Raw genomic sequence first — 23547 nt, 5'->3', positions numbered from 1 at the left:
GCTTGGAATTGTGCTGTGGCGGTCAAACAGGTGTTTGAAACATACGTTTACCACCTGGGGATGTCAAGCGTCGTCCGGACGCCGTTTGTCATGACGCGGATCAACGGCGCGCACGGCAACGCTTGCGGCAAGACGCCACAAGACTGCGGGAGTGTAGAAGTGCAGAAGTACGACACACATAAAAAATGTGGGAGGGGGCTTCCCCCGATAACGCTGTGTCAGCCATACACACGTTGGCTGATCCATCACTATCGGGGGCAAGCCCCCTCCCACATTTTTTAGCGCCAGCAGATCAGGCGTAGGTGTCGATCAACGTGCCGAGCATTTCATCCGAGGCCTTGGCGACTTTCACACCCAATTCCACCTGAAATTTGCCTTGGGCCATTTCGACCATGTTGCTGGCCGAGTTGGAAGGCTGTGCACGGTCGTTGGCGCGCAGACGGTCAACTTGCGCATCCGACGGCTGGGTAGTCGCGGCGCTGGCGATCTTGCCGGCGGCCTGGTCGACACGGCTCTGCCCGGTCTGAATGGTGCTCAGGCCCGAGTAAAACGCGCTGCTGCCAGAGATGTCCATGGCGTAAACCTGCCTTTAGAGAATCGTGAAGTTGAATTGAAGCAGATATCCCGGCAGAGGGCCCGTCAAAAACACTAATGGCATAATGCCTTTGCGATAGCCAAAATCAGTCAAGCAGGTCCAACTGCAAGTATTCAGCAACCGCTTCGGCCCCGGCGTGCTTGAGTTTGGGCACACGCCCCAGGCACGGCGCAGGCAGCCGCTCGGCCAGGGTGGCGAGGTTCTCTTCCAGACGAGAGGTCTTGGGGTCGATGATATTCGCCACCCAACCCGCCAGCGGCAAACCGTCCCGGGCGATGGCCTCGGCGGTGAGCAAGGCATGGCTGATGCACCCCAGGCGCACGCCCACCACCAGGATCACCGGCAATTTGAGCGCCATGGCCAGGTCCGACAGATTGTCCTGATCAGCCAACGGCACGCGCCAGCCGCCTGCGCCCTCGATCAAGGTGAAATCCGCTTGCCTTGCCAGAATCTGCTGCATCGGCTTGAGCAAGGATTGCACCGTGAGCGAGACACCCGCCTCCCGCGCTGCCAGATGAGGCGCGATGGCCGGCTCAAATGCCACCGGGTTGACCTCGGCATAGGTCAGCGGCAATGAGCACTCGGCCAGCAGCGCCAGGGCATCGGCGTTGCGCAAGCCTTTGGGCGTGACCTGGCAGCCGGACGCCACCGGTTTGCCGGCGGCGGTGCTTTTGCCGGCTTGCCGCGCCGCATGCAACAGCCCCGCGGCGATGGTGGTCTTGCCGACATCGGTGTCGGTACCGGTGATGAAGTAAGCGGCACTCATAGAGGTTTCTCCAGCACGGCATACACCACTTGGTAAGTCGCCGGCAGGCCTTGGGCCTGGCGGAACCGCTCATACGCTTGCACCAGTGCAACAATCCGCGCGCGCCCCGTCAACCCTCCCGGCCGGCCGGGGTTGAGGTTATGCGCGCCCAACGCCTTCAATTCGTGGGTCAGGCTGCGTACATCCGGGTAATGCAGCACATGGGGACGGCGCTCCAGGCTGACCAGTCGCAGGCCGCTGGCCGCGCACAGTTGCTGATAAGCCTCGAAGGTGCGAAAGCGATTGACGTGCACCAGGCCATCCGCTGCGCGCCAGCTTTCGCGCAGCTCTTCCAGGGTGCCCACGCACAGACTGGCGAACGCCAGTACACCGCCCGGCTGCAACACGCGATAGGCCTCGCTGAGTACCGCCTCGAAGTTCGCACACCATTGCACCGCGAGGCTGGAGAAGATCAGCCCCAGGCTTTCAGCCTTGAGCGGCAAGCGTTCGGCATCCCCCGCGATGAAGTGATGCGCGCCCCCCAACGGGCGGGCGTGGTTAAGCATGCCCTCAGCAATATCCAGCGCGATGCCTTGGCTGGCGGGTAACCGTTCGGCCAGCATGCGGCTGAAATACCCGGTGCCGCAGCCCATGTCCAGCCAGCGTTGTGGCGCGGTGCCCCCCGGCAAGCGCGCCAGCAACTGGCTGCCCACCGCCCGCTGCAACTCAGCAACGCTGTCGTAGCTGGCGGCTGCACGGGAAAAGGAGGCCGCCACCTGGCGCTTGTCCGGCAAGGCACCCGGCAGCGGGGCGTGGGATAAATCAGTCATCGACGTACTCATGCAAAAAAGCCTGGATCGCCCCCGCCACACCGTGGGGGTCTTCCAGAAGAAAAGCGTGACCGGCCTGTTCAATCAGGCCGATTTCAACATCGGGCAGCAGCGCCAACAGGTCGCTGGCGGCTTCGGCGGGCACCAACCCGTCCAGCCCGGCGAACAGGTGCAACTGCGGGCCGCGATAGGCCAGCAAGGCCTCGCGGGTGTCGAGTTGGGCGAGCAGTTCAAGCCCAGGCATCAATACGCTCGACGGCGTATTCGGTGCACCGCTGACCAGCAGCCGCGACAGCCCGCGTGGGTCCTCGGCGCCCTTGGCGCACAACAGGCCGAAACGTTTGAGGGTGACTTGGGAGTCGGCATGGCAGCCGGCGAGAAACGCGTCGAATGTCTCGGCGGGCATCGCGCTCGGCCAACCGTCGTGGGCGACAAAACACGGGTTGCTCGCCAAGGTCAGCAGCCCGCAGCAGCGTTCGCCGCGCCGCGCCGCCAGCTCCGACGCCAGCATGCCACCCAGGGACCAACCGCCCAGCCAGGCGTTATCCGGCAAGGTGGCGTCGAGTTCATCGAGCCACTCATTCAGGTCGCTGGAACCCAACGCCGGCAACGGCTCGATATGCACCTGCAGGTGCGCGTCCAGACCTTGCAAGGCGGCGGCCAACGGTTCCAGCGGCGATACGCCGAGGCCCCAGCCGGGCAGCAATACCAATCGATCACGCATGGTCGGGCTCCGAACTGCCTAACAGGCGAAAACACGCTTCCAACGCATTTAACAATAGCTGCACCTGCGCCGCGCTGTGGGCCGCCGTCAGTGTCACGCGTAAACGCGCGCTGCCGGCGGGCACGGTGGGTGGGCGGATCGCCGTCACCATCAGGCCGCGCTCGCGCAGCATCTGCGACAGGCGCACGGCCTTGGCGCTGTCGCCGATCAGGATCGGTTGGATCGGCGTGAAGCTGTCCATCAGGTCCAGGCCAAGCTGCTCGGCGCCCGAGCGAAACTGGCGGATCAACCCATTGAGGTGCTCGCGCCGCCAATGTTCGGTGCGCAACAGTTCCAGGCTTTTCAAGGTGGCGCACGCCAGGGCGGGCGGTTGGCTGGTGGTGTAGATGTACGGGCGGGCGAACTGGATCAGGCTTTCGATCAGGTCTTCACTGCCGGCTACAAAGGCCCCCGCCGTGCCGAACGCCTTGCCGAGGGTGCCGACCAGCACCGGCACGTCGTCCTGGCTCAGGCCGAAATGCTCGACGATCCCGCCGCCGTTGGCGCCCAACGGGCCGAAGCCGTGAGCGTCATCCACCATCAACCATGCACCTTTGGCCTTGGTTTCACGGGCGAGTGCGGGCAGGTCTGCCAGGTCGCCGTCCATGCTGAACACGCCATCGGTGACCACCAAGGTATTGCCGGTGGCTTTCTCCAGGCGCTTGGCCAGGCTGTCAGCATCGTTGTGCAAGTAACGGTTGAAACGCGCACCGGAGAGCAGGCCCGCATCCAGCAGCGAGGCATGGTTGAGACGGTCTTCCAGCACCGTATCGCCCTGCCCCACCAACGCCGTGACTGCGCCGAGGTTGGCCATGTAGCCGGTGGTAAACAGCAACGCGCGCGGGCGACCGGTAAGGTCCGCCAGGGCTTCTTCCAGCTCATGGTGCGGCGTGGCATGCCCGACCACCAAGTGCGAAGCGCCGCCGCCCACGCCCCAACGGGACGCACCGGCGCGCCAGGCTTCGATCACTTGCGGGTGATTGGCCAGGCCGAGGTAATCGTTGTTGCAGAACGCCAGCAATGGCTGGCCGTCCACCACCACTTCCGGGCCTTGGGGGCTGTCCAGCAGCGGGCGTTGGCGATAAAGGTGTTCGGCACGGCGGGCAGCGAGGCGCGCGGCGAGATCGAAAGACATGCAGGCCTCGGTTAAGCAGGATGTACGCGCTAAAGAATGGGGCAGGGAGCGGATGTGGGCGGGGGCTTGCCCCCGATTGCAATCTGTCAGTTGATGGAGGTGTCGACTGACCCATCGTCATCGGGGGCAAGCCCCCTCCCAAACACGTCATTTCCCACAGTGGGGTGGCATTTCAATCAAACGGCGGCGTTGTAAAACTGCTCGCTGCTCTTCTGCTCCACCAACGCCTGTTCGATCGCCGCCTGATGCACCTCATCGGCGTGCTCTTCGCGCGCTTCCGGCAGGATGCCCAGGCGCGAGAACAGTTGCATGTCCTTGTCGGCCTGCGGGTTGGCGGTCGTCAGCAACTTGTCGCCGTAGAAAATCGAGTTGGCACCGGCAAAAAACGCCAGGGCCTGCATCTGCTCGTTCATCGCTTCACGGCCAGCCGACAGCCGTACGTGGGACTGCGGCATCAGGATGCGCGCCACGGCGAGCATGCGGATGAAGTCGAACGGGTCGATGTCCTCGGCGTTTTCCAGCGGCGTACCGGCGACTTTCACCAGCATGTTGATCGGCACCGATTCCGGATGCTCCGGCAGGTTAGCCAGCTGGATCAGCAGGTTGGCGCGGTCGTCGAGGGACTCGCCCATGCCGAGGATGCCGCCGGAGCAGATCTTCATCCCCGAATCACGCACGTAGGCCAGGGTTTGCAAGCGCTCGCCGTAGGTGCGGGTGGTGATGATGCTGCCGTAGAACTCCGGCGAGGTATCGAGGTTGTGGTTGTAGTAGTCGAGGCCGGCCTGGGCCAGGGCTTCGGTCTGGTCCTGGTCGAGACGGCCGAGCGTCATGCAGGTTTCCAGGCCCATGGCTTTTACGCCTTTGACCATCTGCAGCACGTAGGGCATGTCTTTGGCCGACGGGTGCTTCCAGGCGGCGCCCATGCAGAAGCGGGTCGACCCGATGGCTTTGGCGCGGGCGGCCTCTTCGAGGACCTTCTGCACCTCCATCAGCTTCTCTTTTTCCAGACCGGTGTTGTAGTGGCCCGACTGCGGACAATATTTGCAATCTTCCGGACAGGCGCCGGTTTTGATCGAGAGCAGCGTCGACACTTGCACACGGTTGGCGTCGAAATGCGCGCGGTGCACGGTCTGCGCCTGGAACAGCAGGTCATTGAAGGGCTGCACGAACAGCGCTTTGACTTCGGCGAGGGACCAATCGTGACGCAAGGTGGCGGTGGTGCTGGCGCTCATGGGCGATTCCTTGATTATGCTTTGGCAAGCGCTGTGGGAAGGGCAATACCCACAGGCACGACACGGATGCTCGGCATATTTAAGGAAGATTCATGCACTGTCAACTCAAGCACAAACACCAGGTTTACATCTGGCTAAAAAACATACAATCCTGTTTGGTCTGTGATGAGGCGACGGAATCAGCCCATTGTGTGTGCAACGCCTGCGAAACAGAGCTGCCCTGGCTGATGGAGCACTGCGATGTGTGCGCCCTGCCCTTGCCAATGGAAGGTCTGATCTGCGGCCAATGCCAGAAACAACCACCCGCCTTTAAACAGGTGACCGCGCCCTGGACCTACTGCTTTCCCATCGACAGCTTGATCAGCCGCTTCAAGCACCAGGCGCGCTGGCCTCTCGGGCAGATGCTCGCCCGGCTTTTAGCGCAGCATCTGCAACACCGCCTCGACAACAGCGAACTGACGCGCCCCGACTGCCTGTTACCGGTGCCCATGGCCCGCAAGCGCCTGCGCGAACGCGGCTATAACCAGGCGTTGATGCTGGCGCGCTGGCTCAGCAGCGACTTGAACATTGCCTACGATGAACACCTGTTGTTACGTCCCCATGAAACCGTCGCCCAACAAGCCCTGGACGCCAAGACTCGCAAGCGCAACCTGCTCGGCGCCTTCGCCCTGGCGCCTGGCGCCCAGGTGCAGGGCCGGCACTTTGCCTTGGTCGACGATGTGCTCACCACCGGTGCCACCGCCCACAGCCTGGCGCGGTTATTGATCAATGCTGGCGCACGACAGGTCGATGTGTACTGCCTGGCCCGCACACCCAAACCGGGCAGCTGACTTGACTCCGGCGCACCTTGCCCGCAACGTTCGGCTCATCACATCGAAGCGCATCCACATGTCTCTGCCAGCGTCCCTCAGCCAACACATCATCCGTCGCCCCCAGCGCATTGCCTTGCTGGCGCATATCGCCGAGCAAGGTTCCATCACCCGCGCGGCGAAAAGTGCAGGCCTCAGTTACAAGGCGGCGTGGGATGCCATCGACGAGCTGAACAACCTGGCGCAAAAACCCTTGGTGGCGCGCAGCGTCGGCGGCAAAGGCGGTGGCGGCGCCAAGCTGACGGCCGAAGGTGAACGCGTGTTGCGTCTTTACCAGCGCCTGCAAGTGTTGCAGGCCGAAGTGCTGGGCTCGGACGAAGCCGCCAGCGACTTCAACCTGCTCGGTCGCTTGATGCTGCGCACCAGTGCGCGTAACCAACTGCACGGCCAAGTCATCGCCATCGAGCCGCATGGCCGTAACGACCTGATCCGCCTGCAGCTGGCGGGCGGGCTAACCCTGGAGGCGCAGATCACCCACGACAGCACGCAGCGGCTGGAACTGGAAACCGGCGTGGAAGTGGTCGCGCTGATCAAGGCCGGCTGGTTGGAATTGCTGGCTCCCAGCGACTCTGCAACACCTGGACACAATTGCATGAGCGGCAGCGTCGACGCCATTCTCGACGCCGACGACGGCCCCAGCGAAGTCCGCATCGCCCTGCCCAACGGCCAGGTTTTATGCGCCCTGGCGCAGCCCGGCGCGCTCATCGCCATCGGCGCCACCGAGGGCCAGGCAATCCACGTGCAATTCGCGCCGAACAATGTGCTGCTCGGCACGCCGGTTTAGCGGCTACCGGTATTCAAACTGCAACAATTTCGTCACGCCCGCTCCTTAAGGTGTCTGCAAAAACCGCAGGGAGCCTGAGATGAGCCTATTAGAAGAAAACCAAGCCACCGACCTTGAACAGATGGTCGGCCTGACCCGCCGCCGCTTCATCGGCGCCGGTGCCTTGTGCGGTGCCGCGATGTTCCTCGGTGGCAACCTGCTGACGCGCAGCGCCCTCGCCGTCAACGCCGCCAGCGCCAGCCCGTTGCTGGGCTTTACCAGCATCGCCGCCGCCACCCGCGACACCATCACCTTGCCGCCGGGCTACAGCGCGTCGGTGCTGATCAGCTGGGGCCAGCCACTGAGCAGGAGCGCGCCGGCCTTCGACCCGTCCGGTAACGGCACGGCCAAGGCCCAGGAACAGCAGTTCGGTGACAACAACGACGGCATGAGCCTGTTCGCCTTCCCCGGCGACGATAACCGCGCGCTGATGGCGATCAACAACGAATACACCAATTACCGTTACCTCTTCGCCCACGGCGGCGCGCCGCAATCGGCCGAAGACGTGCGCAAGGCCCAGGCCAGCGAGGGCGTCTCGGTGATCGAAGTACGGCGCAAGGGCGACACCTGGCAGTTCGTGCAGGACTCGCGCTATAACCGACGCATCCACGGCAACTCGCCGATCCGCCTCAGCGGCCCCGCCGCCGGCCACGCCTGGCTGAAGACCAGCGCCGACAAAACCGGCAAGAACGCCCTCGGCACCTTCCAGAACTGCGCCAACGGCAAGACGCCGTGGGGCACTTATCTGACCTGCGAAGAGAACTTCACCGACTGCTTCGGCAGCAGTAACCCACAACAGACGTTCGACGCCGGGCAGAAACGCTATGGCGTGGTGGCGGCCAGCAAAGACATCAACTGGCACCCGCACGACCCACGCTTCGACATCGCCAAGAACCCCAACGAACTGAATCGTCATGGCTGGGTGGTGGAAATCGACCCGTTCGATCCGCAATCCACCCCGGTCAAACGCACCGCCCTGGGCCGCTTCAAACACGAAAACGCTGCCCTGGCCGAAACCCGTGACGGCCGCGCCGTGGTGTACATGGGCGACGACGAACGCGGCGAGTTCATCTACAAGTTCGTCAGCCGCGACAAGATCAACCACAAGAACCCCAAAGCCAACAAAGACCTGCTCGACCACGGCACCTTGTACGTAGCGATCTTCGATGCGGGCGACGGCAACGCCGACCATCCCAAGGGCAAGGGCCAGTGGGTCGAGCTGACGCACGGCAAAAACGGCATCGACGCCAGCACCGGTTTCGCCAGCCAAGCCGAAGTGCTGATCCATGCGCGCCTGGCCGCCAGCGTGGTGAAAGCCACGCGCATGGACCGCCCGGAATGGATCGTGGTCAGCCCCACTGATGGTCAGGTCTATTGCACCCTCACCAACAACGCCAAGCGCGGTGAAGACGGCCAGCCGGTGGGCGGCCCCAACCCGCGTGAGAAAAACGTCTACGGCCAGATCCTGCGCTGGAAGGCCGACGCCGATAACCACGGCGCCAGCGAATTCAGCTGGGACCTGTTTGTGGTGGCCGGCAACCCTGGCGTTCACGCCGGCACGCCGAAGGGCGGTTCGTCGAACATCAACCCACAGAACATGTTCAACAGCCCCGATGGGTTGGGCTTCGATAAGGCCGGGCGCTTGTGGATTCTTACGGATGGCGACTACAGCAACGCCGGTGACTTCGCGGGGATGGGCAATAACCAGATGCTGTGTGCGGACCCCTCCACCGGGGAGATCCGCCGCTTCATGGTCGGGCCGGTGGCCTGTGAAGTGACAGGCATCAGCTTCTCGCCGGATCAGAAGACGCTGTTTGTGGGCATCCAGCACCCAGGCGAAACCGGTGGCTCGACCTGGCCGGAGCATCTGCCGAACGGCAAGCCGCGGTCGTCGGTGATCGCGATTCGCCGGGATGATGGTGGGATCGTCGGCGCCTGACAGGGCCTGATCGAGGGCAAGCCCCCTCCCACAGTACGCAGTCCACTGTGGGAGGGGGCTTGCTCCCGATAGCAATGGCACAGTCGCCCCCTATCTCGACCTCGGTGCGTTACCATACCCGGCCGGACGCGGCGCTCTGCTGCGCGCAGGAGTTCGCATGGCCCACCCGTTTGAAACACTCACCCCCGACCTGGTGCTCGACGCTGTCGAAAGCATCGGTTTCCTCAGCGATGCTCGCGTTCTGGCGCTGAACAGCTACGAAAACCGCGTCTATCAAGTGGGCATCGAAGATTCGGAACCGCTGATCGCCAAGTTCTACCGCCCGCAGCGCTGGACCAACGAAGCGATCCTTGAAGAGCATCGCTTCACCTTCGAGCTGGCCGAATGCGACGTGCCAGTGGTCGCCCCGATGATCCATAACGGCGAAAGCCTGTTCGAACATGCCGGTTTCCGTTTCACCCTGTTCCCACGCCGCGGCGGCCGTGCGCCGGAGCCGGGTAATCTCGATCAACTGTATCGCCTTGGCCAATTGCTCGGCCGTTTGCATGCGGTGGGTTCCACCCGCCCGTTTGAACACCGTGAAGCCTTGGGCGTTAAGAATTTCGGTCACGACTCCCTCAACACCCTGCTGGAAGGCAACTTCATCCCCAAGAGCCTGTTGCCGGCCTACGAGTCCGTGGCCCGCGACCTGCTCAAGCGTGTGGAAGAGGTGTACAAGGCCACGCCGCACAAGAACATCCGCATGCACGGCGATTGCCACCCCGGCAACATGATGTGCCGCGACGAGATGTTCCACATCGTCGACCTGGATGACTGCCGCATGGGCCCGGCGGTGCAGGACCTGTGGATGATGCTCGCCGGAGATCGTCAGGAATGCCTGGGCCAGCTGTCGGAATTGATGGACGGCTATCAGGAATTCCACGATTTCGACCCACGTGAACTGGCGTTGATCGAACCCCTGCGCGCCTTGCGGCTGATGCATTACAGCGCCTGGCTCGCACGACGCTGGGATGACCCGGCGTTCCCCCACAGCTTCCCGTGGTTCGGCAGCGAGCGCTATTGGGGTGACCAGGTGCTGGCGCTGCGCGAGCAACTCTCGGCGCTCAATGAAGAACCCCTGAAACTGTTCTGACAGCTTCTCTGTGGGAGCCGGGCTTGCCCGCGATGCAAGCGCCTCGGTTTTGCAGGAGTACCGAGGCGATGCTATCGCGGGCAAGCCCGGCTCCCACAGAAAGCACATCCCATCGCCGGACAAATATCCTTACAATCGCGCTTTGTTAGCTGCCTAAGCAAGGATTCTGCAATGCAAGCCGCCAACCCCCGCAAGGGCTACATCCTGGGCCTGAGCGCCTATGTCATCTGGGGTCTGTTCCCGCTCTACTTCAAAGCCATCGCCAGCGTACCCGCCGCCGAGATCATCGTGCATCGCGTGCTGTGGTCGGCACTGTTCGGCGCGTTGCTGTTGATGGTCTGGAAGCACCCAGGCTGGTTCCGCGAACTGCGCGACAACCCCAAACGCCTGGCGATCCTGGCACTCAGTGGTTCGTTGATCGCGGGTAACTGGCTGACCTATGTGTGGTCGGTCAACAGCGGGCGCATGCTGGAAGCCAGCCTGGGTTACTACATCAACCCCTTGGTGAATGTGGTGTTGGGCATGCTGATCCTGGGCGAACGCCTGCGTCGTCTGCAGTGGGTTGCCGTTGGGCTGGCCGCAGTGGGTGTGGCACAACAGGTGTGGCAAGTGGGCAGCCTGCCCTGGGTGTCGCTGGTGTTGGCGCTGACCTTTGGCTTCTACGGGCTGATTCGCAAGCAGGCACCGGTGAAAGCGCTGCCGGGGCTGGTGGTAGAAACCTGGATGCTGGTGCCGATTGCCGTGGCATGGTTGCTGTTCAACCCCTCGGCCCACAGTGCTCAGATGGTGTTCTGGAGTACGTCCGAGGCGTGGTGGCTGGTGGCCGCAGGCCCGGTGACGCTGATCCCGCTGGTATGTTTCAACGCCGCCGCACGGCACTTGCCCTACACCGCCCTGGGCTTCTTGCAATATGTGGCGCCGACCCTGGTGCTGCTGGAAGCCGTGCTGCTGTTCGGTGAACACCTGGCGCCGAGCACGTTGACCGCCTTCGCGTTCATTTGGGCGGGCCTGGTGGTGTACAGCGTGGATATCTGGTTGAGCGTGCGCAAACGCTGATCAAAAAACGCACAATTCTCTGCAAGCCACAGCGGTCATGGCTTGCAGACATCCACCCCAAGGTTATCCACAGCCTGATCCCCGCCATTTGTGCACAAGCCCTTGAAACTGCTCGTTTTTTGCTCAGCTGACGAAGAGGCCCGGCCGGCGTGGCCTGGCGCCGGGTCTCTACAGGTTATCCACAGGCCCATGCAAGATTTCCATGCATAACCCTGTGGGTAGATTATTCCTCGTGGTGCAGCTCCACCATCAAGTCATCGGCCAAGGTTTCAAGGGACAGTTGTAAGGTATCCAGGGATAACGCTGTCGGCACCTGCAGCAGCGCCTCGGCGGTAAACAGCGGATCACCGCTCATGGGCGCCGGGCGTACATCCGTGCTCAGGCTCTCAAGGTTCACGCCCTGCTTGCTCAGCAGCGCCGTGATCTCGCGAACGATGCCCGAACGGTCATTGCCGACCAGCGTCATCATGATCGATTTAGAGGCCGAGGCTTGCCCGCTACTGCCCTCGCCCACTAACACACGAATGCCATGTGTGGCTAAATCCTCCAGCGCGCCCACCAATGCCTGACGCTGCTCGGCAGGCACGCTGACCCGCAGGATCCCGGCAAACTGCCCGGCCATATGGGCCATGCGGCTTTCCAGCCAATTGCCACCGTGGGCGGCAATGTTCTGCGCAATACGTTCAACCAGGCCGGGTTTGTCGGCGGCGATAATTGTGAGTACAAGATGGTCCATGGCAAAGCCCTCTGGAATTCAACCTACAAGGTGGACCCGAAGGCCCTTGATAACAAATCGTGTACCATTTTTATATTTATCTGGAACAATCCAATAGTTTTTTGAGAACATCCGGTTCTCCGCTGTGACCGTACGACCAAAGTGGGTCGCTAATCGACGTATTTAGTCTAATTTTCACAACCGCAAGTCATCATGTAGTATGCCCAACCGTGCACTACATAATGAAATCTGAAAAAGCGCATAAGCTCCGCAGAGTGAGGCAAGCAATGACTGAACACGTTCAAGTCGGTGGCCTGCAGGTCGCCAAAGTCCTGTTCGACTTCGTGAACAACGAAGCCATTCCCGGTACCGGCATCACTGCCGACCAGTTCTGGGCCGGTGCCGACAAGGTCATCCACGACCTGGCACCGAAGAACAAAGCCCTACTCGCCAAGCGCGACGATTTCCAGGCGCGGATCGATACCTGGCACCAGACTCACGCCGGTAAAGCGCACGACCCGGTGGCCTACAAGGCCTTCCTGCAAGACATCGGATACCTGCTGCCAGAAGCCGCAGACTTCCAGGCCACGACCCAAAACGTCGATGACGAAATCGCCCGCATGGCCGGCCCTCAGCTGGTGGTGCCGGTGATGAACGCCCGCTTCGCCCTCAACGCCTCGAATGCGCGCTGGGGTTCACTGTATGACGCGCTGTATGGCACCGACGCCATCAGCGAAGCCGGCGGCGCCGAAAAGGGCAAGGGCTACAACAAGGTGCGGGGCGACAAGGTGATCGCCTTCGCCCGCGCCTTCCTCGATGAAGCCGCACCACTGAGCGCCGGCAGCCACGCTGAGTCGACCGGCTACAAGATCGTCGATGGCACGCTGATTGTCAGCCTCAAAGGCGGCAGTAACAGCGGCCTGCGCGACGATGCGCAATTGATCGGTTTCCAAGGCCCTGCGGCCGAGCCGATTGCAATCCTGTTGAAACACAACGGCCTGCACTTCGAAATCCAGATCGACGCCAGCACCCCGGTCGGCCAGACCGACGCAGCCGGCGTCAAAGACGTGCTGATGGAAGCCGCGCTGACCACCATCATGGACTGCGAAGACTCCGTCGCCGCCGTGGATGCCGATGACAAAGTGGTGATCTACCGCAATTGGCTCGGCCTGATGAAGGGCGACTTGGCCGAAGAAGTGGCCAAGGGTGGCAAGACCTTCACCCGCACCATGAACGCCGACCGCGTTTATACCGGCGTGGATGGCCAGGACGTGACGCTGCATGGCCGTTCGCTGCTGTTCGTGCGCAACGTGGGTCATCTGATGACCATTGACGCGATCCTCGACAAAGACGGCAACGAAGTCCCCGAAGGCATCCTCGACGGCCTGCTCACCAGCCTGGCCGCGATCCACAGCCTTAACGGCAACAGCAGCCGCAAGAACAGCCGCACCGGTTCTGTGTACATCGTTAAACCGAAGATGCACGGCCCGGAAGAAGCGGCGTTCACCAACGAGCTGTTCGGCCGTATCGAAGACGTGCTGAACCTGCCGCGCAACACCCTCAAAGTCGGGATCATGGACGAGGAGCGCCGCACCACGGTCAACCTCAAGGCCTGCATCAAGGCCGCCAGCGAGCGCGTGGTGTTTATCAACACCGGTTTCCTTGACCGTACGGGCGACGAGATCCACACCTCCATGGAAGCCGGCGCGATGGTGCGCAAGGCCGCCATGAAGGCGGAAAAATGGATCGGTGCGTATGAGAACTGGAACGTTGATATCGGCTTGAGCACCGGCCTGCAAGGTCGTGCGCAAATCGGTAAAGGCATGTGGGCCATGCCCGACCTGATGGCGGCGATGCTCGAGCAGAAAATCGCCCACCCATTGGCCGGTGCCAACACCGCCTGGGTACCGTCGCCAACCGCCGCCGCACTGCACGCGTTGCATTACCACAAGGTTGATGTATTCGCCCGCCAGGCCGAACTGGCCAAGCGCGAGCGCGCCTCGGTGGACGACATCCTGACCATTCCTCTGGCCAGCAACACCGATTGGTCCGACGAAGAGATCCGCAACGAGCTGGACAACAACGCCCAGGGCATCCTCGGCTATGTCGTACGCTGGATCGACCAGGGCGTCGGCTGTTCGAAAGTACCGGACATCAACGACGTCGGCCTGATGGAAGACCGCGCCACCCTGCGCATTTCCAGCCAGCACATCGCCAACTGGCTGCGCCACGGCATCGTCAACGAAGCCCAGGTCATGGAAAGCCTCAAGCGCATGGCGCCGGTGGTGGACCGTCAGAATGCCGGGGACCCGCTGTATCGCCCGCTGGCACCGGATTTTGACAGCAACATCGCGTTCCAGGCAGCGGTGGAGTTGGTGATTGAAGGTACCCAGCAGCCTAACGGGTATACCGAGCCGGTGTTGCACCGTCGGCGTCGGGAGTTCAAGGCTAAAAACGGCCTGTAAATGAAAAAGCCCTGATCGAGAGATCGGGGCTTTTTCTTTGGGGTTGTGGTGGCTGAACTGGCGCTATCGGGGGCAAGCCCCCTCCCACAACTAATAGGCGGCGCAGCAAACATGTGGGAGGGGGCTTGCCCCCGATGAGGCCGCTATATACACCGCAGAATCAGGACGCCATCCCCAACTCTCGCTTGACCATCTTCGCCAACTTCGCGCTATCAATCGGCTTGAGCAGAAAGTCCACCACGCTCAAATGCATCGCATCGATCACATCCGGCGCTTCCGCGTCCCCCGACATGATGATGATCGGCAACGCCGCACGCGGGGATTCACGCACCTGGCGGATCAGTTCCAAGCCATTGCTGGGCGCCATGCGCAGGTCGGTGATCAGCAAACCGATAGAGCTGCTGGACTTCAACAAATCCCACGCCGCCTCACCATTCTCAGCGGTCATGCAGCGAATACCGTCCAGCCCCAGGATCTCCGCCAGCAGTTCACGCGCATCCTTGTCGTCGTCAACAATCAATACGCGTTGTGGCGGTAAATCAGGCTCCAGCATCACGGCGCTCAGCGCCTCGCGCTCGGCATCGCTCAAAATATCGTGATCGGACATACGGTTCTCAGCAATTCTCATCAATCTCCCAGCACACTCGTCAGACATCTGCGGGAGGGCGATCAATGTGCACTTCGTCGGAAAGTTTGCCTAGTGGGTGTTCTACGGGGTTTGGACGATAGTCATGTAAGGTTTTTCCCTAGTTCTGCGGCATTTTCAGCGACCTAGACTTACGTCCAATGGGCACCCGCCGCGCAGGGGTCGACCATGAAGGACGATAACGACAAAAAAATTGCGGTCACTGTTATGAGTAAAGCTGATGCTTTCGCCCAAGCGGGGAAAACTGCTGTGTTGCAGAACATTCACGGCACCCTGCAGTTCCTGCAACGCTTCCCGCCCTTCAACCAGATGGAAAACGCCCACCTGGCATTTTTGGTGGAACAGTGCCAGTTACGATTCTATGGCCCCGGTGAGAGCATCCTCAAACCGTCGGGCGGGCCGGTTGAACACTTTTACATCGTCAAGCAGGGCCGGGTCGTCGGTGAGCGGCCCGTGGCCAATCAAGAAACCGCTGAAACCACCTTCGAAATCACCACCGGCGAATGCTTCCCGCTGGCCGCACTCCTGGGTGAGCGGGCGACCCGCACCGAGCACAAGGCCGCCGAAGACACCTTCTGCCTGCAGCTGAACAAACCGGCGTTTATCAAGCTGTTCGCGCTGTCCAGCCCGTTTCGCGACTTTGCCCTGCGTGGCGTCAGCAGCCTGTTGGACCAGGTCAATCAGCAGGTTCAGCAAAAAGCCGTGGAAACCCTCGGCACTCAATACTCCTTGAACACCCGCCTCGGCGAATTGGCCATGCGCCATCCGGTCACGTGCAGCCCAAGCACACCCCTGCGCGACGCGGTGACGCTGATGCATGAGCAGCAGGTGGGCAGCATCGTGATCGTCGATGAGCACAAAGCCCCCCTGGGAATTTTCACCCTGCGCGACCTGCGCCAGGTGGTGGCCGATGGCGCCAGCGACTTCAGCCAGGCCATCGACGGCCACATGACCCAGGCGCCCTTCTTCTTGACCCCGGACCACAGCGCCTTCGACGCCGCGATCGCCATGACCGAACGGCATATCGCCCATGTGTGCCTGGTCAAGGACCAGCGCCTGTGCGGCGTGGTGTCCGAGCGCGACCTGTTTTCCCTGCAACGCGTGGACCTGGTGCACCTGGCCCGTACTATCCGCAACGCGCCGCGTGTGGATAATTTGGTGGCGATTCGCGGTGAGATCGGCCAGTTGGTGGAGCGCATGCTGGCCCATGGCGCATCGTCCACCCAGATCACCCACATCATTACGCTGCTCAACGATCACACCGTGTGCCGGGTGATTGAGCTGACGCTCGCCGAAAAAGGCGACCCCGGCGTTCCATTCAGTTGGTTGTGTTTTGGCAGCGAAGGCCGTCGTGAACAGACGCTGTACACCGACCAGGACAACGGCATCCTGTTTGACGCCAGGGACGCCGCCGAAGCGGCCGAGATTCGTGGGCGTTTGCTGCCGCTCGCGCAGCAGATCAACCAGAGCCTGGCGCTGTGCGGGTTCAGCCTGTGCAAGGGCAACATCATGGCCGGCAACCCCGAGCTGTGTTTGTCGCGGGCCGAATGGGCGCGGCGTTTCGCGGCGTTTATCCGAGAGGCGACGCCGGAGAATCTGTTGGGCTCCAGCATCTATTTCGACCTGCGCGTGGTGTGGGGCGATGAACGTGGCTGCGAGCAACTGCGCCAAGGCATCCTGGATCAGGTCGCGGATAACCGATTGTTCCAACGCATGCTGGCCGAGAACGCGTTGCGCCAGCGGCCGCCCGTCGGACGTTTCCGCGAATTTGTGCTGACCCGTAAAGGCGGCGAGAAAGCCACCCTCGACCTCAAGGTGCAGGGCCTCACGCCCTTTGTCGACGGCGCGCGCTTGCTGGCCCTGGCTAACGGTATCCACGCCAACAACACCCTGGAACGCCTGCGCCAGCTGGTGGTCAAGGCAGTGATCGAGCCCCTGGACGGCGCGGCCTATGAAGAGGCTTACCACTTTATTCAGCAAACCCGCATGCAACAGCATCAGTTGCAGACTCGTGAGAACCAGCCCTACTCCAACCGTGTCGACCCGGAGAGCCTCAACCACCTGGATCGGCGCATCCTGCGCGAATCCCTGCGCCAGGCTCAGCGCCTGCAAAGCAGCCTGACATTGCGGTATCAGCTGTGAGTTTGTTCGGCTGGCTGCGTAAGAAAAAACCAGGGCTCGACGCGGCGCAACAACGACGACTGGAGCAATTGCCCAAGCCTGCAGCATTGGGCGACGGCTCATTGCGCAGCCAACGCTGGGTCGTGCTGGACCTGGAAACCAGCGGCCTGAACCTCAACCGTGACCAAGTGCTGTCCATCGGCGCGGTGGTGATCGAGGACGGCGCGGTGGACTTCTCCCAGCTGTTCGAACGCACACTGCAACGCGCCGAGACAAAACTCAGCCCCAGCGTATTAATCCACGGCCTCGGCCCCAGTGCGATCGCCGCCGGCAGCGATCCGGTTGAAGCCCTGCTGGACTTCATGGCGTTCGTCGGCGACAGCCCGTTGCTGGCCTTCCATGCGCCGTTCGATCAACACATGCTGTGCCGGGCGCTCAAGGACAGCCTGGGTTACCGCCTGGCCCATCCGTTTCTGGATGTGGCCGACATCGCCCCGCTGCTATGCCCGCAAGCCCATATCCGCGAAGCGGGGCTGGACGACTGGATCAACCACTTCAACCTGCACGTGGGCGAACGCCATCACGCCAGCGCCGATGCCCTGGCCACGGCCGAGCTGATGCTCATCCTGTTCAGCCGCGCGCGTGCGCAACACATCGACACGCCTCAGGCGTTGCAAGAGCGTTTGAGCCAATGGAAACGGCGCCAACACGCGCCCTCTTTCTAACGCCGCTGATCCTTGTAGTGAGCGGGCTTGCCCCGCGCTGGGTGGCGCAGCCACCCCAATAAAAACACCGCGTTCTGCCCGGCAAACCGTTAAATCAGGTTTTGGGGCCGCTACGCAGCCCAGCGCGGGGCAAGCCCGCTCACCACAAAAGCATCCCCCTTCAAACCGACAGACGCCAATTGCGCCCACCCCACGGCTCTGACACAATCGCGAATAATTCTCGTTAGTTTAAACATCGCGTTTGCCAGGTGCTGCCTTGTCGTCAATCCAGAACCCACACAGTGAGCTTGTTGGCGCGTTGTATCGCGACCATCGTGGCTGGCTGTTGGCGTGGCTGCGACGCAATGTGGCCTGTCCTAGTCGCGCCGAGGACCTGAGCCAGGACACCTTCATGCGCCTGCTTGGCCGTGACGAGTTACGCGAACCCCGCGAGCCCCGCGCGTTTCTGATCGCGATCGCCAAGGGCCTGCTGTTCGATTATTTCCGTCGCGCCGCCCTGGAACAGGCCTACCTCACCGAACTGATGCTGATCCCGGAAAGCGAACACCCTTCGCCGGAAGCCCAGCAACTGATCCTCGAAGACCTCAAGGCCATCGACCGCCTGCTCGGCAAATTGTCGAGCAAGGCCCGCGCAGCCTTTCTCTACAACCGCCTCGACGGCATGGGCCACGCAGACATCGCCCAACGCCTCGGCGTGTCAGTACCGCGCGTGCGCCAATACCTGGCTCAGGGCATTCGCCAGTGCTACATCGCGCTGTATGGCGAGCCGCAGTGACCGTGATCAGTTCCAAGCCGGTCTCGGCCCGTGTGCTGGATGCGGCGATTGCCTGGCAACTGTCCCTCGATTCGGGCGACGGCAGCGTGGTGGAGCGCGAAGAATTCGACAAATGGCTGGCCAGCGATGAAGAGCACGCCCGCGCCTGGCGGCAGTTGGGCATGCTCGACCAGCGTTTCAGTGCGGCCTCGGGCCCGGCGCGGGCGGCGTTGTTGCAATCGCGTGAGGGCATTCGCCAACGTGTGCGCAAGTTGGGCAGTGGTCTGGCGAGTATCGCCGTGGTAATTGGCCTGGCGTTGTTTGCCGGTGAGCGTTATGTGCCGGTCCACTATTGGCTGGCTGACCAACGTACCGCCACCGGCGAGCAGCGCACGCTGAAACTGGCGGACGGTACGCTGATCAACCTCAATACCCACAGCGCTATCGACGTGCGTTTTGATGAAAAACGCCGACTGATCGTGTTGCAGGAAGGCGAAATCCTGGTCGAGACCGGCCACCACGACGCACGCCCGTTCTATGTGCAAACTCGCGACGGCAGCCTGCGGGCACTGGGCACGAGGTTTATCGTCAAGCGCGAAGACGACGCCACGCGCTTGAGCGTGCTGCAGTCGGCGGTGGCCGCTCAGCCCGAAGCCCTGCACCGGGAACAGATTTTCAAGGAAGGCCAGCAAGTGCTGATGCGCAGCGACGGTCTCGGCCCTACGCTTGCCGTCACCCCGGCCACCGACGCCTGGACACGCGGCATGCTGGTGGTGGACAACGCTCGCCTGGGCGATGTGGTCGAGGAGCTGAGCCGCTACCGCACCGGTTACCTGGGCGTGGATAAAAACGTGGCCGACCTGCGCATCACCGGCAGCTTCCCGCTGCACGACACCACCTTGGCGCTCAACGCGCTGCTGCCGACGCTGCCGGTGCAGATCGAGCAGCACACACCGTGGTGGGTGACGGTTACCCGTAAACCTTAGGTTTGGCGGTGCCTTGGCTATCGCTTGCTCGCGAAGAGGCCCTGCCCCCCCCCCTCAAATACCCCAGACAAAAAATATTTCCATCCCCCCCTATCACTTTTCACTTCTCGTTCGGCACCTAGGCAATTGAGAAATATTTCCATTCAGGAGCCGCCGTATGTCCCGCACGCTAGACACCTTGTTGCGCCCCAGCCTGTTAGCCGTGGCCATTGCCCTCAGCGCCCCGCTGGCCAGCACCGTGCTGGTCGCCGCCGAACAGGCGTCCAGCGTGCGCGCCTACAACCTGCCGGCGGCGCCACTGGCCAGCACCCTGAACCAGATCGCCAGCCAGGGCGGCCTCGCGCTGACCCTCAGCCCGGCGCTGGCGTCGGGCAAGACCTCGGCGCCGGTCCAGGGCCAGTTCGATGCGCCGGGAGCACTGCGTGAGGCGTTGCGTGGGACGGGTTTGCAGTTGGAGCAAAGCAGTGCGGGGACTTATACGTTGGTACCGGTTCCGGAGGGGGTTGTAGCCCTGCCCGAGACAAACATCACCGGCCAGGGCAGCTATGAAAGCGCATGGGGCCCGGTAGACGGTTATGTTGCAACGCGCACCGCCGCCGGCACCAAAACTGATACGCCGATTGCCGAACTACCCCGTTCGGTCACCGTGATCACTCGCAAACAAATGGAAGACCGCTCCGTACTCAACCTTAATGACGCTTTGCGCTACACCGCTGGTGTGCAGAGTTCCGGCTACGGCTCCGACTCCCGTAGTGACTGGCTGTTGGTACGTGGTTTTGTGCCGACTCAATTCCTCGACGGCCTGCCATTGCCCAAAGGTAACTACGCCACGCCGAAAATCGACACCTGGAACTTGGAACGCATCGCTGTCCTACGCGGCCCGGCCTCGTCGGTTTACGGGCAAACCCCGCCAGGCGGTTTGCTGGACATGGTCAGCCGTCGCCCTCAGGCCGAAAGCTCGAATGAGATCGAAGTGCAGGCCGGCAGCAACAACCACAAACAGATCAACTTCGACATTACCGGCAAGATCGACGACGAGGGTCAGTTCCTCTATCGCGTCAGTGGCGTGGTGCGCGACAGCAACACCGCCGTGGATCACATCCCGGACAAGCGCTACAACATCGCTCCGAGCCTGACGTGGAACATCAACGACGACACTAAGTTCACGCTACTCACTCAGTTCACCCGCGACGACACAGGTATCACCGGGCAGTTCCTGCCGCTGCAAGGCACCAAACTGAGCTCCCCAGCGGGCAAGATTTCCCACCACAAGAACTTGGGTGATCCTGACTGGGAGTTTTATGACCGCACCTACTATGCGCTTGGCTACGCCTTTGAAACCCGCTTGAACGACACGTGGCAGTTCCACCAGAACCTGCGTTATACCAAGAACGACCTGTCGTTCCAGGGTATTACCGCGGGCGGTGCTTTCTTTCCGAATGGCCCTGAAGTCGCAGTGGACGCCAACGGTAACGTGAGTCGCTCTGCCGGCAAGGTTGACGAAAACATCGGCCAGTTCGCCGTCGATAACAACTTCCAGGCCGACTTCCAGACCGGCGCTGTCAGCCACACGCTGTTGCTGGGCCTCGACCATCAACGTTCCACCAGCGATGCGCGTTGGCTGTGGGGTTCTGCGGGGGTCCCCACCATCAACTTCAATCGTCCGGTGTACGGCCAGGACTTCTCCAACGTCCAATACTTCACCATGTACGATTACACCCAAAAGACCCAACAAACTGGCCTGTACGTCCAGGACCAGATGGCCCTCGACAACTGGCGCTTGACCCTCGGTGGCCGTGAAGACTGGGTACATACCGGCACCACTTTCCATAACCTCAATGACGCCACCAACACCCAGCGTGACAAACATTTCAGCGGCAACGCGGCACTGAGTTATGTCTTCGACAACGGTATCACTCCGTATCTGTCCTACGCCGAATCGTTCCAAGCCGGCTCAGGCACTCAAGTGGGCAGCACCGGCGCATTCAAACCCACCGAAGGCAAACAATACGAAGCCGGTATCAAGTACCAGCCTCCAGGCACCAAGGCGCTATTCACCGCCGCTGTGTTCGACCTGACCCAGCAAAACACCTCAGTCACCGAGGGGAGTATCACTCGCCAAGTGGGTGAAGTGCGGGTACGTGGCCTGGAACTGGAAGCCAGCGCTGACGTCACCGAAAGCCTAAAGCTGGTCGGTTCCTACACCTACAACGACAGCGAAATCATTCAAGGTACTGCGGCTGAAAAAGGCAATCGCCTGAACCAGTTGCCGCGTAACCAGGCGACAGGCTGGGCTGACTACACGTGGCGCAGCGGGACGCTGGATGGTTTTGGTGTCGGTGCAGGCGTGCGCTACGTCGGCGACACCTACGGCAACGCCGCCAATACCGACTTGGGCCACGTAGGCTCATACACCGTGTACGATGCCTCGGTGCACTACGACCTTGGCCGCTTGAACAGCACCATGACGGGTGTGACCGTGGCCGTCGACGCCAAGAACATCTTCAACAAGGACTACCTGTCCACCTGTGATGGTTTCTATTGCTACTACGGCGACCAGCGTAACGTGGTCGCCAGCGTGAACTACAAATTCTAAGACGGTAAAAACCGCCAACGAAGGGCCGCCTGAACCGCGGCCCTTTTGCCTTTGGAGCCGTGATGAAAAGCAAAACCATCCGCCGCTGGTCCTTCATCCACACCTGGACCAGCCTGATTTGCACGGTATTCCTGCTGCTGCTCGCCCTCACCGGCCTGCCGCTGGTGTTTCACCACGAGATCGACCACCTGCTGGGCAACGAGCCGGAACTGGCGCAGATGCCTGCCGACACGCCGCAGCTCAACCTGGAACAGCTGGTGGCCAAGGCGCAGGCGCATCGGCCCGGCGAAGCCATGCAGTACCTGGCCTGGGACGAAGATGACAAGAACGGCGTGATCGCGATCATGGCGGCCACCGCAGGCACTGAGCCCAACTCGTCGCACACCTTCATGCTGGATGCCCGCACCGGCGACGCGCTGGAAACCCCGGCGGCCAACGGCGGCTTCACCTTGTTCCTGCTGCGCCTGCATGTGGATATGTTCGCCGGTCTGCCGGGCAAGTGGTTGCTGGCGTTCATGGGGGTGCTGTTTGTCGTGGCGATCATCTCGGGCACGGTGCTTTACCTGCCGTTCATGCGTCGCTTGAAGTTCGCCACCGTGCGCCAGGGCAAATCCACCCGTCTGCGCTGGCTCGACCTGCATAACCTGATCGGCGTGGTCACCCTGACGTGGGCGCTGGTGGTGGGTGTGACCGGCGTGATCAGCGCCTGCGCCGACCTGATCATCGCCGCCTGGCGCCAGGACAGTCTAAGCGCAATGATCGAGCCCTATAAAAACGCCCCGCCACTGACCCAGCGCGCACCGGCCACCGAGCTGCTGAACATCGCCGCCAGAGCCGCGCCCGGCATGGAGCCGGACTTCATCGCCTTCCCCGGCACGCGCTTTTCCAGTGAGCACCATTACGCCGTGTTCATGAAGGGCAGCACCCACCTGACCTCGCACCTGCTCACACCGGTGCTGATCGACGCCAGCACTCTGGCCGTCACCGCCATTGCCGAACGGCCCTGGTACATGGACGCCATGGGCATGTCCCAGCCGCTGCATTTCGGTGACTACGGCGGCATGCCGATGAAGGTCCTCTGGGCGGTGCTGGATGTGCTGACCATTGTCGTGCTGGGCAGCGGCGTCTACCTGTGGGTTGTCCGGCGCAAGGCGGGCAAGCCATGAAGCCGCGCCAGTCGAACTTCTGGAAGGTGTTTGCCTTCCCGCTGGGGATAGGCCTGCTTACGGCGGCAGGGTTGTTCGCGGCGTTATTGGGGGATGGGCTGTGGGATTCGCTGAGTTGGCTGGGGCTGGGGGTTCCGGCAGTCATTGCGCTCTGGGGGGTGCTGCACCGTTGAGTCGGGGGCAATCAATAGATCGCTTCCCGGCAATAATTAGACATTAATAACAACTTATACAAAGCATCTAAATACGCTTAA

Annotated in this window: 21 protein-coding genes; 13 read left to right on the top strand and 8 right to left on the bottom strand. The window is 61.9% G+C overall.

Annotated elements, in window-relative coordinates; translation table 11 throughout:
• Positions 1 to 292: 292 nt before the first annotated feature.
• The 6 genes from QCBJ_RS26290 to bioB all read right to left on the bottom strand — a co-directional run bounded on the left by QCBJ_RS26290 (position 293) and on the right by bioB (position 5300).
• Entirely contained in the window at positions 293 to 574 is a 282-nt protein-coding gene (locus QCBJ_RS26290) for a hypothetical protein (protein ID WP_015886204.1), read from the bottom strand.
• A 106-nt stretch (positions 575 to 680) separates the two neighbouring features.
• The gene (gene bioD, locus QCBJ_RS26285) at positions 681 to 1361 is read right to left on the bottom strand and encodes a dethiobiotin synthase (RefSeq protein WP_015886205.1); all 681 of its coding nucleotides are present in this window, start codon (positions 1359 to 1361) and stop codon (positions 681 to 683) included.
• A complete protein-coding gene (gene bioC / locus QCBJ_RS26280) occupies positions 1358 to 2170 on the bottom strand; it encodes a malonyl-ACP O-methyltransferase BioC (RefSeq protein WP_015886206.1) in 813 nt (270 codons plus the stop codon). Before bioC ends, bioD begins: the two co-directional genes overlap by 4 nt.
• On the bottom strand, positions 2163 to 2894 hold the full coding sequence (locus QCBJ_RS26275; RefSeq protein WP_064054242.1) for an alpha/beta fold hydrolase: 732 nt from the start codon (positions 2892 to 2894) through the stop codon (positions 2163 to 2165). The genes bioC and QCBJ_RS26275 overlap by 8 nt, the downstream gene beginning before the upstream one ends.
• Positions 2887 to 4068 carry an 8-amino-7-oxononanoate synthase gene (gene bioF / locus QCBJ_RS26270; protein WP_015886208.1) on the bottom strand — a complete coding sequence of 394 codons (1182 nt, stop codon included), beginning with the start codon at positions 4066 to 4068 and terminating at the stop codon, positions 2887 to 2889. Before bioF ends, QCBJ_RS26275 begins: the two co-directional genes overlap by 8 nt.
• A gap of 176 nt (positions 4069 to 4244) precedes the next feature.
• Positions 4245 to 5300, bottom strand: coding sequence for a biotin synthase BioB (gene bioB, locus QCBJ_RS26265; RefSeq protein WP_046035002.1), 1056 nt, complete (start codon positions 5298 to 5300; stop codon positions 4245 to 4247).
• Positions 5301 to 5392: 92 nt separating this feature from the next.
• Here bioB and QCBJ_RS26260 point away from each other — a divergent pair, with 92 nt between their 5' ends.
• The 5 genes from QCBJ_RS26260 to rarD all read left to right on the top strand — a co-directional run bounded on the left by QCBJ_RS26260 (position 5393) and on the right by rarD (position 11119).
• Positions 5393 to 6130 carry a ComF family protein gene (locus QCBJ_RS26260; RefSeq protein WP_102061902.1) on the top strand — a complete coding sequence of 246 codons (738 nt, stop codon included), beginning with the start codon at positions 5393 to 5395 and terminating at the stop codon, positions 6128 to 6130.
• A gap of 58 nt (positions 6131 to 6188) precedes the next feature.
• Positions 6189 to 6953: a TOBE domain-containing protein gene (locus QCBJ_RS26255; protein WP_102061901.1), complete on the top strand. Its 765-nt coding sequence runs from the start codon at positions 6189 to 6191 to the stop codon at positions 6951 to 6953.
• A 79-nt stretch (positions 6954 to 7032) separates the two neighbouring features.
• Positions 7033 to 8931, top strand: a complete 1899-nt coding sequence (locus QCBJ_RS26250; protein ID WP_102061900.1) for a PhoX family phosphatase — start codon at positions 7033 to 7035, stop codon at positions 8929 to 8931.
• Positions 8932 to 9088: 157 nt separating this feature from the next.
• Positions 9089 to 10063 carry a serine/threonine protein kinase gene (locus QCBJ_RS26245; RefSeq protein ID WP_015886213.1) on the top strand — a complete coding sequence of 325 codons (975 nt, stop codon included), beginning with the start codon at positions 9089 to 9091 and terminating at the stop codon, positions 10061 to 10063.
• Between the two features lie 171 nt (positions 10064 to 10234).
• Positions 10235 to 11119, top strand: a complete 885-nt coding sequence (rarD, locus tag QCBJ_RS26240) for an EamA family transporter RarD (RefSeq protein ID WP_015886214.1) — start codon at positions 10235 to 10237, stop codon at positions 11117 to 11119.
• Positions 11120 to 11342: 223 nt separating this feature from the next.
• On the opposite strand, the gene QCBJ_RS26235 is transcribed toward rarD, so the two are convergent.
• Positions 11343 to 11855: a glycine cleavage system protein R gene (locus QCBJ_RS26235; RefSeq protein ID WP_046034996.1), complete on the bottom strand. Its 513-nt coding sequence runs from the start codon at positions 11853 to 11855 to the stop codon at positions 11343 to 11345.
• A 266-nt stretch (positions 11856 to 12121) separates the two neighbouring features.
• Between QCBJ_RS26235 and QCBJ_RS26230 the strand changes: the two genes are divergently transcribed.
• Positions 12122 to 14299: a malate synthase G gene (locus QCBJ_RS26230; protein WP_015886216.1), complete on the top strand. Its 2178-nt coding sequence runs from the start codon at positions 12122 to 12124 to the stop codon at positions 14297 to 14299.
• 160 nt (positions 14300 to 14459) lie between these two features.
• Here the strand turns inward: QCBJ_RS26230 and QCBJ_RS26225 are convergent, their stop codons facing one another.
• Positions 14460 to 14906 (bottom strand): response regulator, encoded by a 447-nt coding sequence (locus QCBJ_RS26225; protein WP_043205997.1) that lies wholly within the window; start codon positions 14904 to 14906, stop codon positions 14460 to 14462.
• A gap of 246 nt (positions 14907 to 15152) precedes the next feature.
• Here QCBJ_RS26225 and QCBJ_RS26220 point away from each other — a divergent pair, with 246 nt between their 5' ends.
• From QCBJ_RS26220 to QCBJ_RS30240, 7 genes are all read left to right on the top strand, one after another.
• Positions 15153 to 17087 carry a putative nucleotidyltransferase substrate binding domain-containing protein gene (locus QCBJ_RS26220; protein WP_015886218.1) on the top strand — a complete coding sequence of 645 codons (1935 nt, stop codon included), beginning with the start codon at positions 15153 to 15155 and terminating at the stop codon, positions 17085 to 17087.
• The gene (locus QCBJ_RS26215; protein WP_015886219.1) at positions 17084 to 17791 is read left to right on the top strand and encodes a PolC-type DNA polymerase III; all 708 of its coding nucleotides are present in this window, start codon (positions 17084 to 17086) and stop codon (positions 17789 to 17791) included. The genes QCBJ_RS26220 and QCBJ_RS26215 overlap by 4 nt, the downstream gene beginning before the upstream one ends.
• 256 nt (positions 17792 to 18047) lie before the next feature.
• Positions 18048 to 18566: an RNA polymerase sigma factor gene (locus QCBJ_RS26205; protein ID WP_015886220.1), complete on the top strand. Its 519-nt coding sequence runs from the start codon at positions 18048 to 18050 to the stop codon at positions 18564 to 18566.
• Entirely contained in the window at positions 18563 to 19531 is a 969-nt protein-coding gene (locus tag QCBJ_RS26200) for a FecR domain-containing protein (protein WP_102061899.1), read from the top strand. Before QCBJ_RS26205 ends, QCBJ_RS26200 begins: the two co-directional genes overlap by 4 nt.
• A 157-nt stretch (positions 19532 to 19688) precedes the next feature.
• Positions 19689 to 22127 (top strand): TonB-dependent siderophore receptor, encoded by a 2439-nt coding sequence (locus QCBJ_RS26195; RefSeq protein WP_102061898.1) that lies wholly within the window; start codon positions 19689 to 19691, stop codon positions 22125 to 22127.
• A 62-nt stretch (positions 22128 to 22189) separates the two neighbouring features.
• Positions 22190 to 23293: a PepSY domain-containing protein gene (locus tag QCBJ_RS26190; protein ID WP_102061897.1), complete on the top strand. Its 1104-nt coding sequence runs from the start codon at positions 22190 to 22192 to the stop codon at positions 23291 to 23293.
• Positions 23290 to 23466, top strand: coding sequence for a hypothetical protein (locus QCBJ_RS30240; RefSeq protein ID WP_015886224.1), 177 nt, complete (start codon positions 23290 to 23292; stop codon positions 23464 to 23466). Before QCBJ_RS26190 ends, QCBJ_RS30240 begins: the two co-directional genes overlap by 4 nt.
• The last annotated feature ends 81 nt before the right edge of the window (positions 23467 to 23547 follow it).

The organism is Pseudomonas sp. QC2, assembly GCF_002859085.1.
Classification (GTDB): Bacteria; Pseudomonadota; Gammaproteobacteria; order Pseudomonadales; family Pseudomonadaceae; genus Aquipseudomonas; species Aquipseudomonas petroselini.
The sequence above is the reverse complement of the archived record's forward strand: the minus strand, read 5'-3'. Positions and strand labels throughout refer to the sequence as shown.

What these genes read in the sequence shown, in the direction of transcription:
- QCBJ_RS26290 (WP_015886204.1), bottom strand. Translation starts at nt 574, where the DNA reads ATGGACATCTCTGGCAGCAGCGCGTTTTACTCGGGCCTGAGCACCATT.
- bioD (WP_015886205.1), bottom strand. Translation starts at nt 1,361, where the DNA reads ATGAGTGCCGCTTACTTCATCACCGGTACCGACACCGATGTCGGCAAG.
- bioC (WP_015886206.1), bottom strand. Translation starts at nt 2,170, where the DNA reads ATGACTGATTTATCCCACGCCCCGCTGCCGGGTGCCTTGCCGGACAAG.
- QCBJ_RS26275 (WP_064054242.1), bottom strand. Translation starts at nt 2,894, where the DNA reads ATGCGTGATCGATTGGTATTGCTGCCCGGCTGGGGCCTCGGCGTATCG.
- bioF (WP_015886208.1), bottom strand. Translation starts at nt 4,068, where the DNA reads ATGTCTTTCGATCTCGCCGCGCGCCTCGCTGCCCGCCGTGCCGAACAC.
- bioB (WP_046035002.1), bottom strand. Translation starts at nt 5,300, where the DNA reads ATGAGCGCCAGCACCACCGCCACCTTGCGTCACGATTGGTCCCTCGCC.
- QCBJ_RS26260 (WP_102061902.1), top strand. Translation starts at nt 5,393, where the DNA reads ATGCACTGTCAACTCAAGCACAAACACCAGGTTTACATCTGGCTAAAA.
- QCBJ_RS26255 (WP_102061901.1), top strand. Translation starts at nt 6,189, where the DNA reads ATGTCTCTGCCAGCGTCCCTCAGCCAACACATCATCCGTCGCCCCCAG.
- QCBJ_RS26250 (WP_102061900.1), top strand. Translation starts at nt 7,033, where the DNA reads ATGAGCCTATTAGAAGAAAACCAAGCCACCGACCTTGAACAGATGGTC.
- QCBJ_RS26245 (WP_015886213.1), top strand. Translation starts at nt 9,089, where the DNA reads ATGGCCCACCCGTTTGAAACACTCACCCCCGACCTGGTGCTCGACGCT.
- rarD (WP_015886214.1), top strand. Translation starts at nt 10,235, where the DNA reads ATGCAAGCCGCCAACCCCCGCAAGGGCTACATCCTGGGCCTGAGCGCC.
- QCBJ_RS26235 (WP_046034996.1), bottom strand. Translation starts at nt 11,855, where the DNA reads ATGGACCATCTTGTACTCACAATTATCGCCGCCGACAAACCCGGCCTG.
- QCBJ_RS26230 (WP_015886216.1), top strand. Translation starts at nt 12,122, where the DNA reads ATGACTGAACACGTTCAAGTCGGTGGCCTGCAGGTCGCCAAAGTCCTG.
- QCBJ_RS26225 (WP_043205997.1), bottom strand. Translation starts at nt 14,906, where the DNA reads ATGTCCGATCACGATATTTTGAGCGATGCCGAGCGCGAGGCGCTGAGC.
- QCBJ_RS26220 (WP_015886218.1), top strand. Translation starts at nt 15,153, where the DNA reads ATGAGTAAAGCTGATGCTTTCGCCCAAGCGGGGAAAACTGCTGTGTTG.
- QCBJ_RS26195 (WP_102061898.1), top strand. Translation starts at nt 19,689, where the DNA reads ATGTCCCGCACGCTAGACACCTTGTTGCGCCCCAGCCTGTTAGCCGTG.
- QCBJ_RS26190 (WP_102061897.1), top strand. Translation starts at nt 22,190, where the DNA reads ATGAAAAGCAAAACCATCCGCCGCTGGTCCTTCATCCACACCTGGACC.
- QCBJ_RS30240 (WP_015886224.1), top strand. Translation starts at nt 23,290, where the DNA reads ATGAAGCCGCGCCAGTCGAACTTCTGGAAGGTGTTTGCCTTCCCGCTG.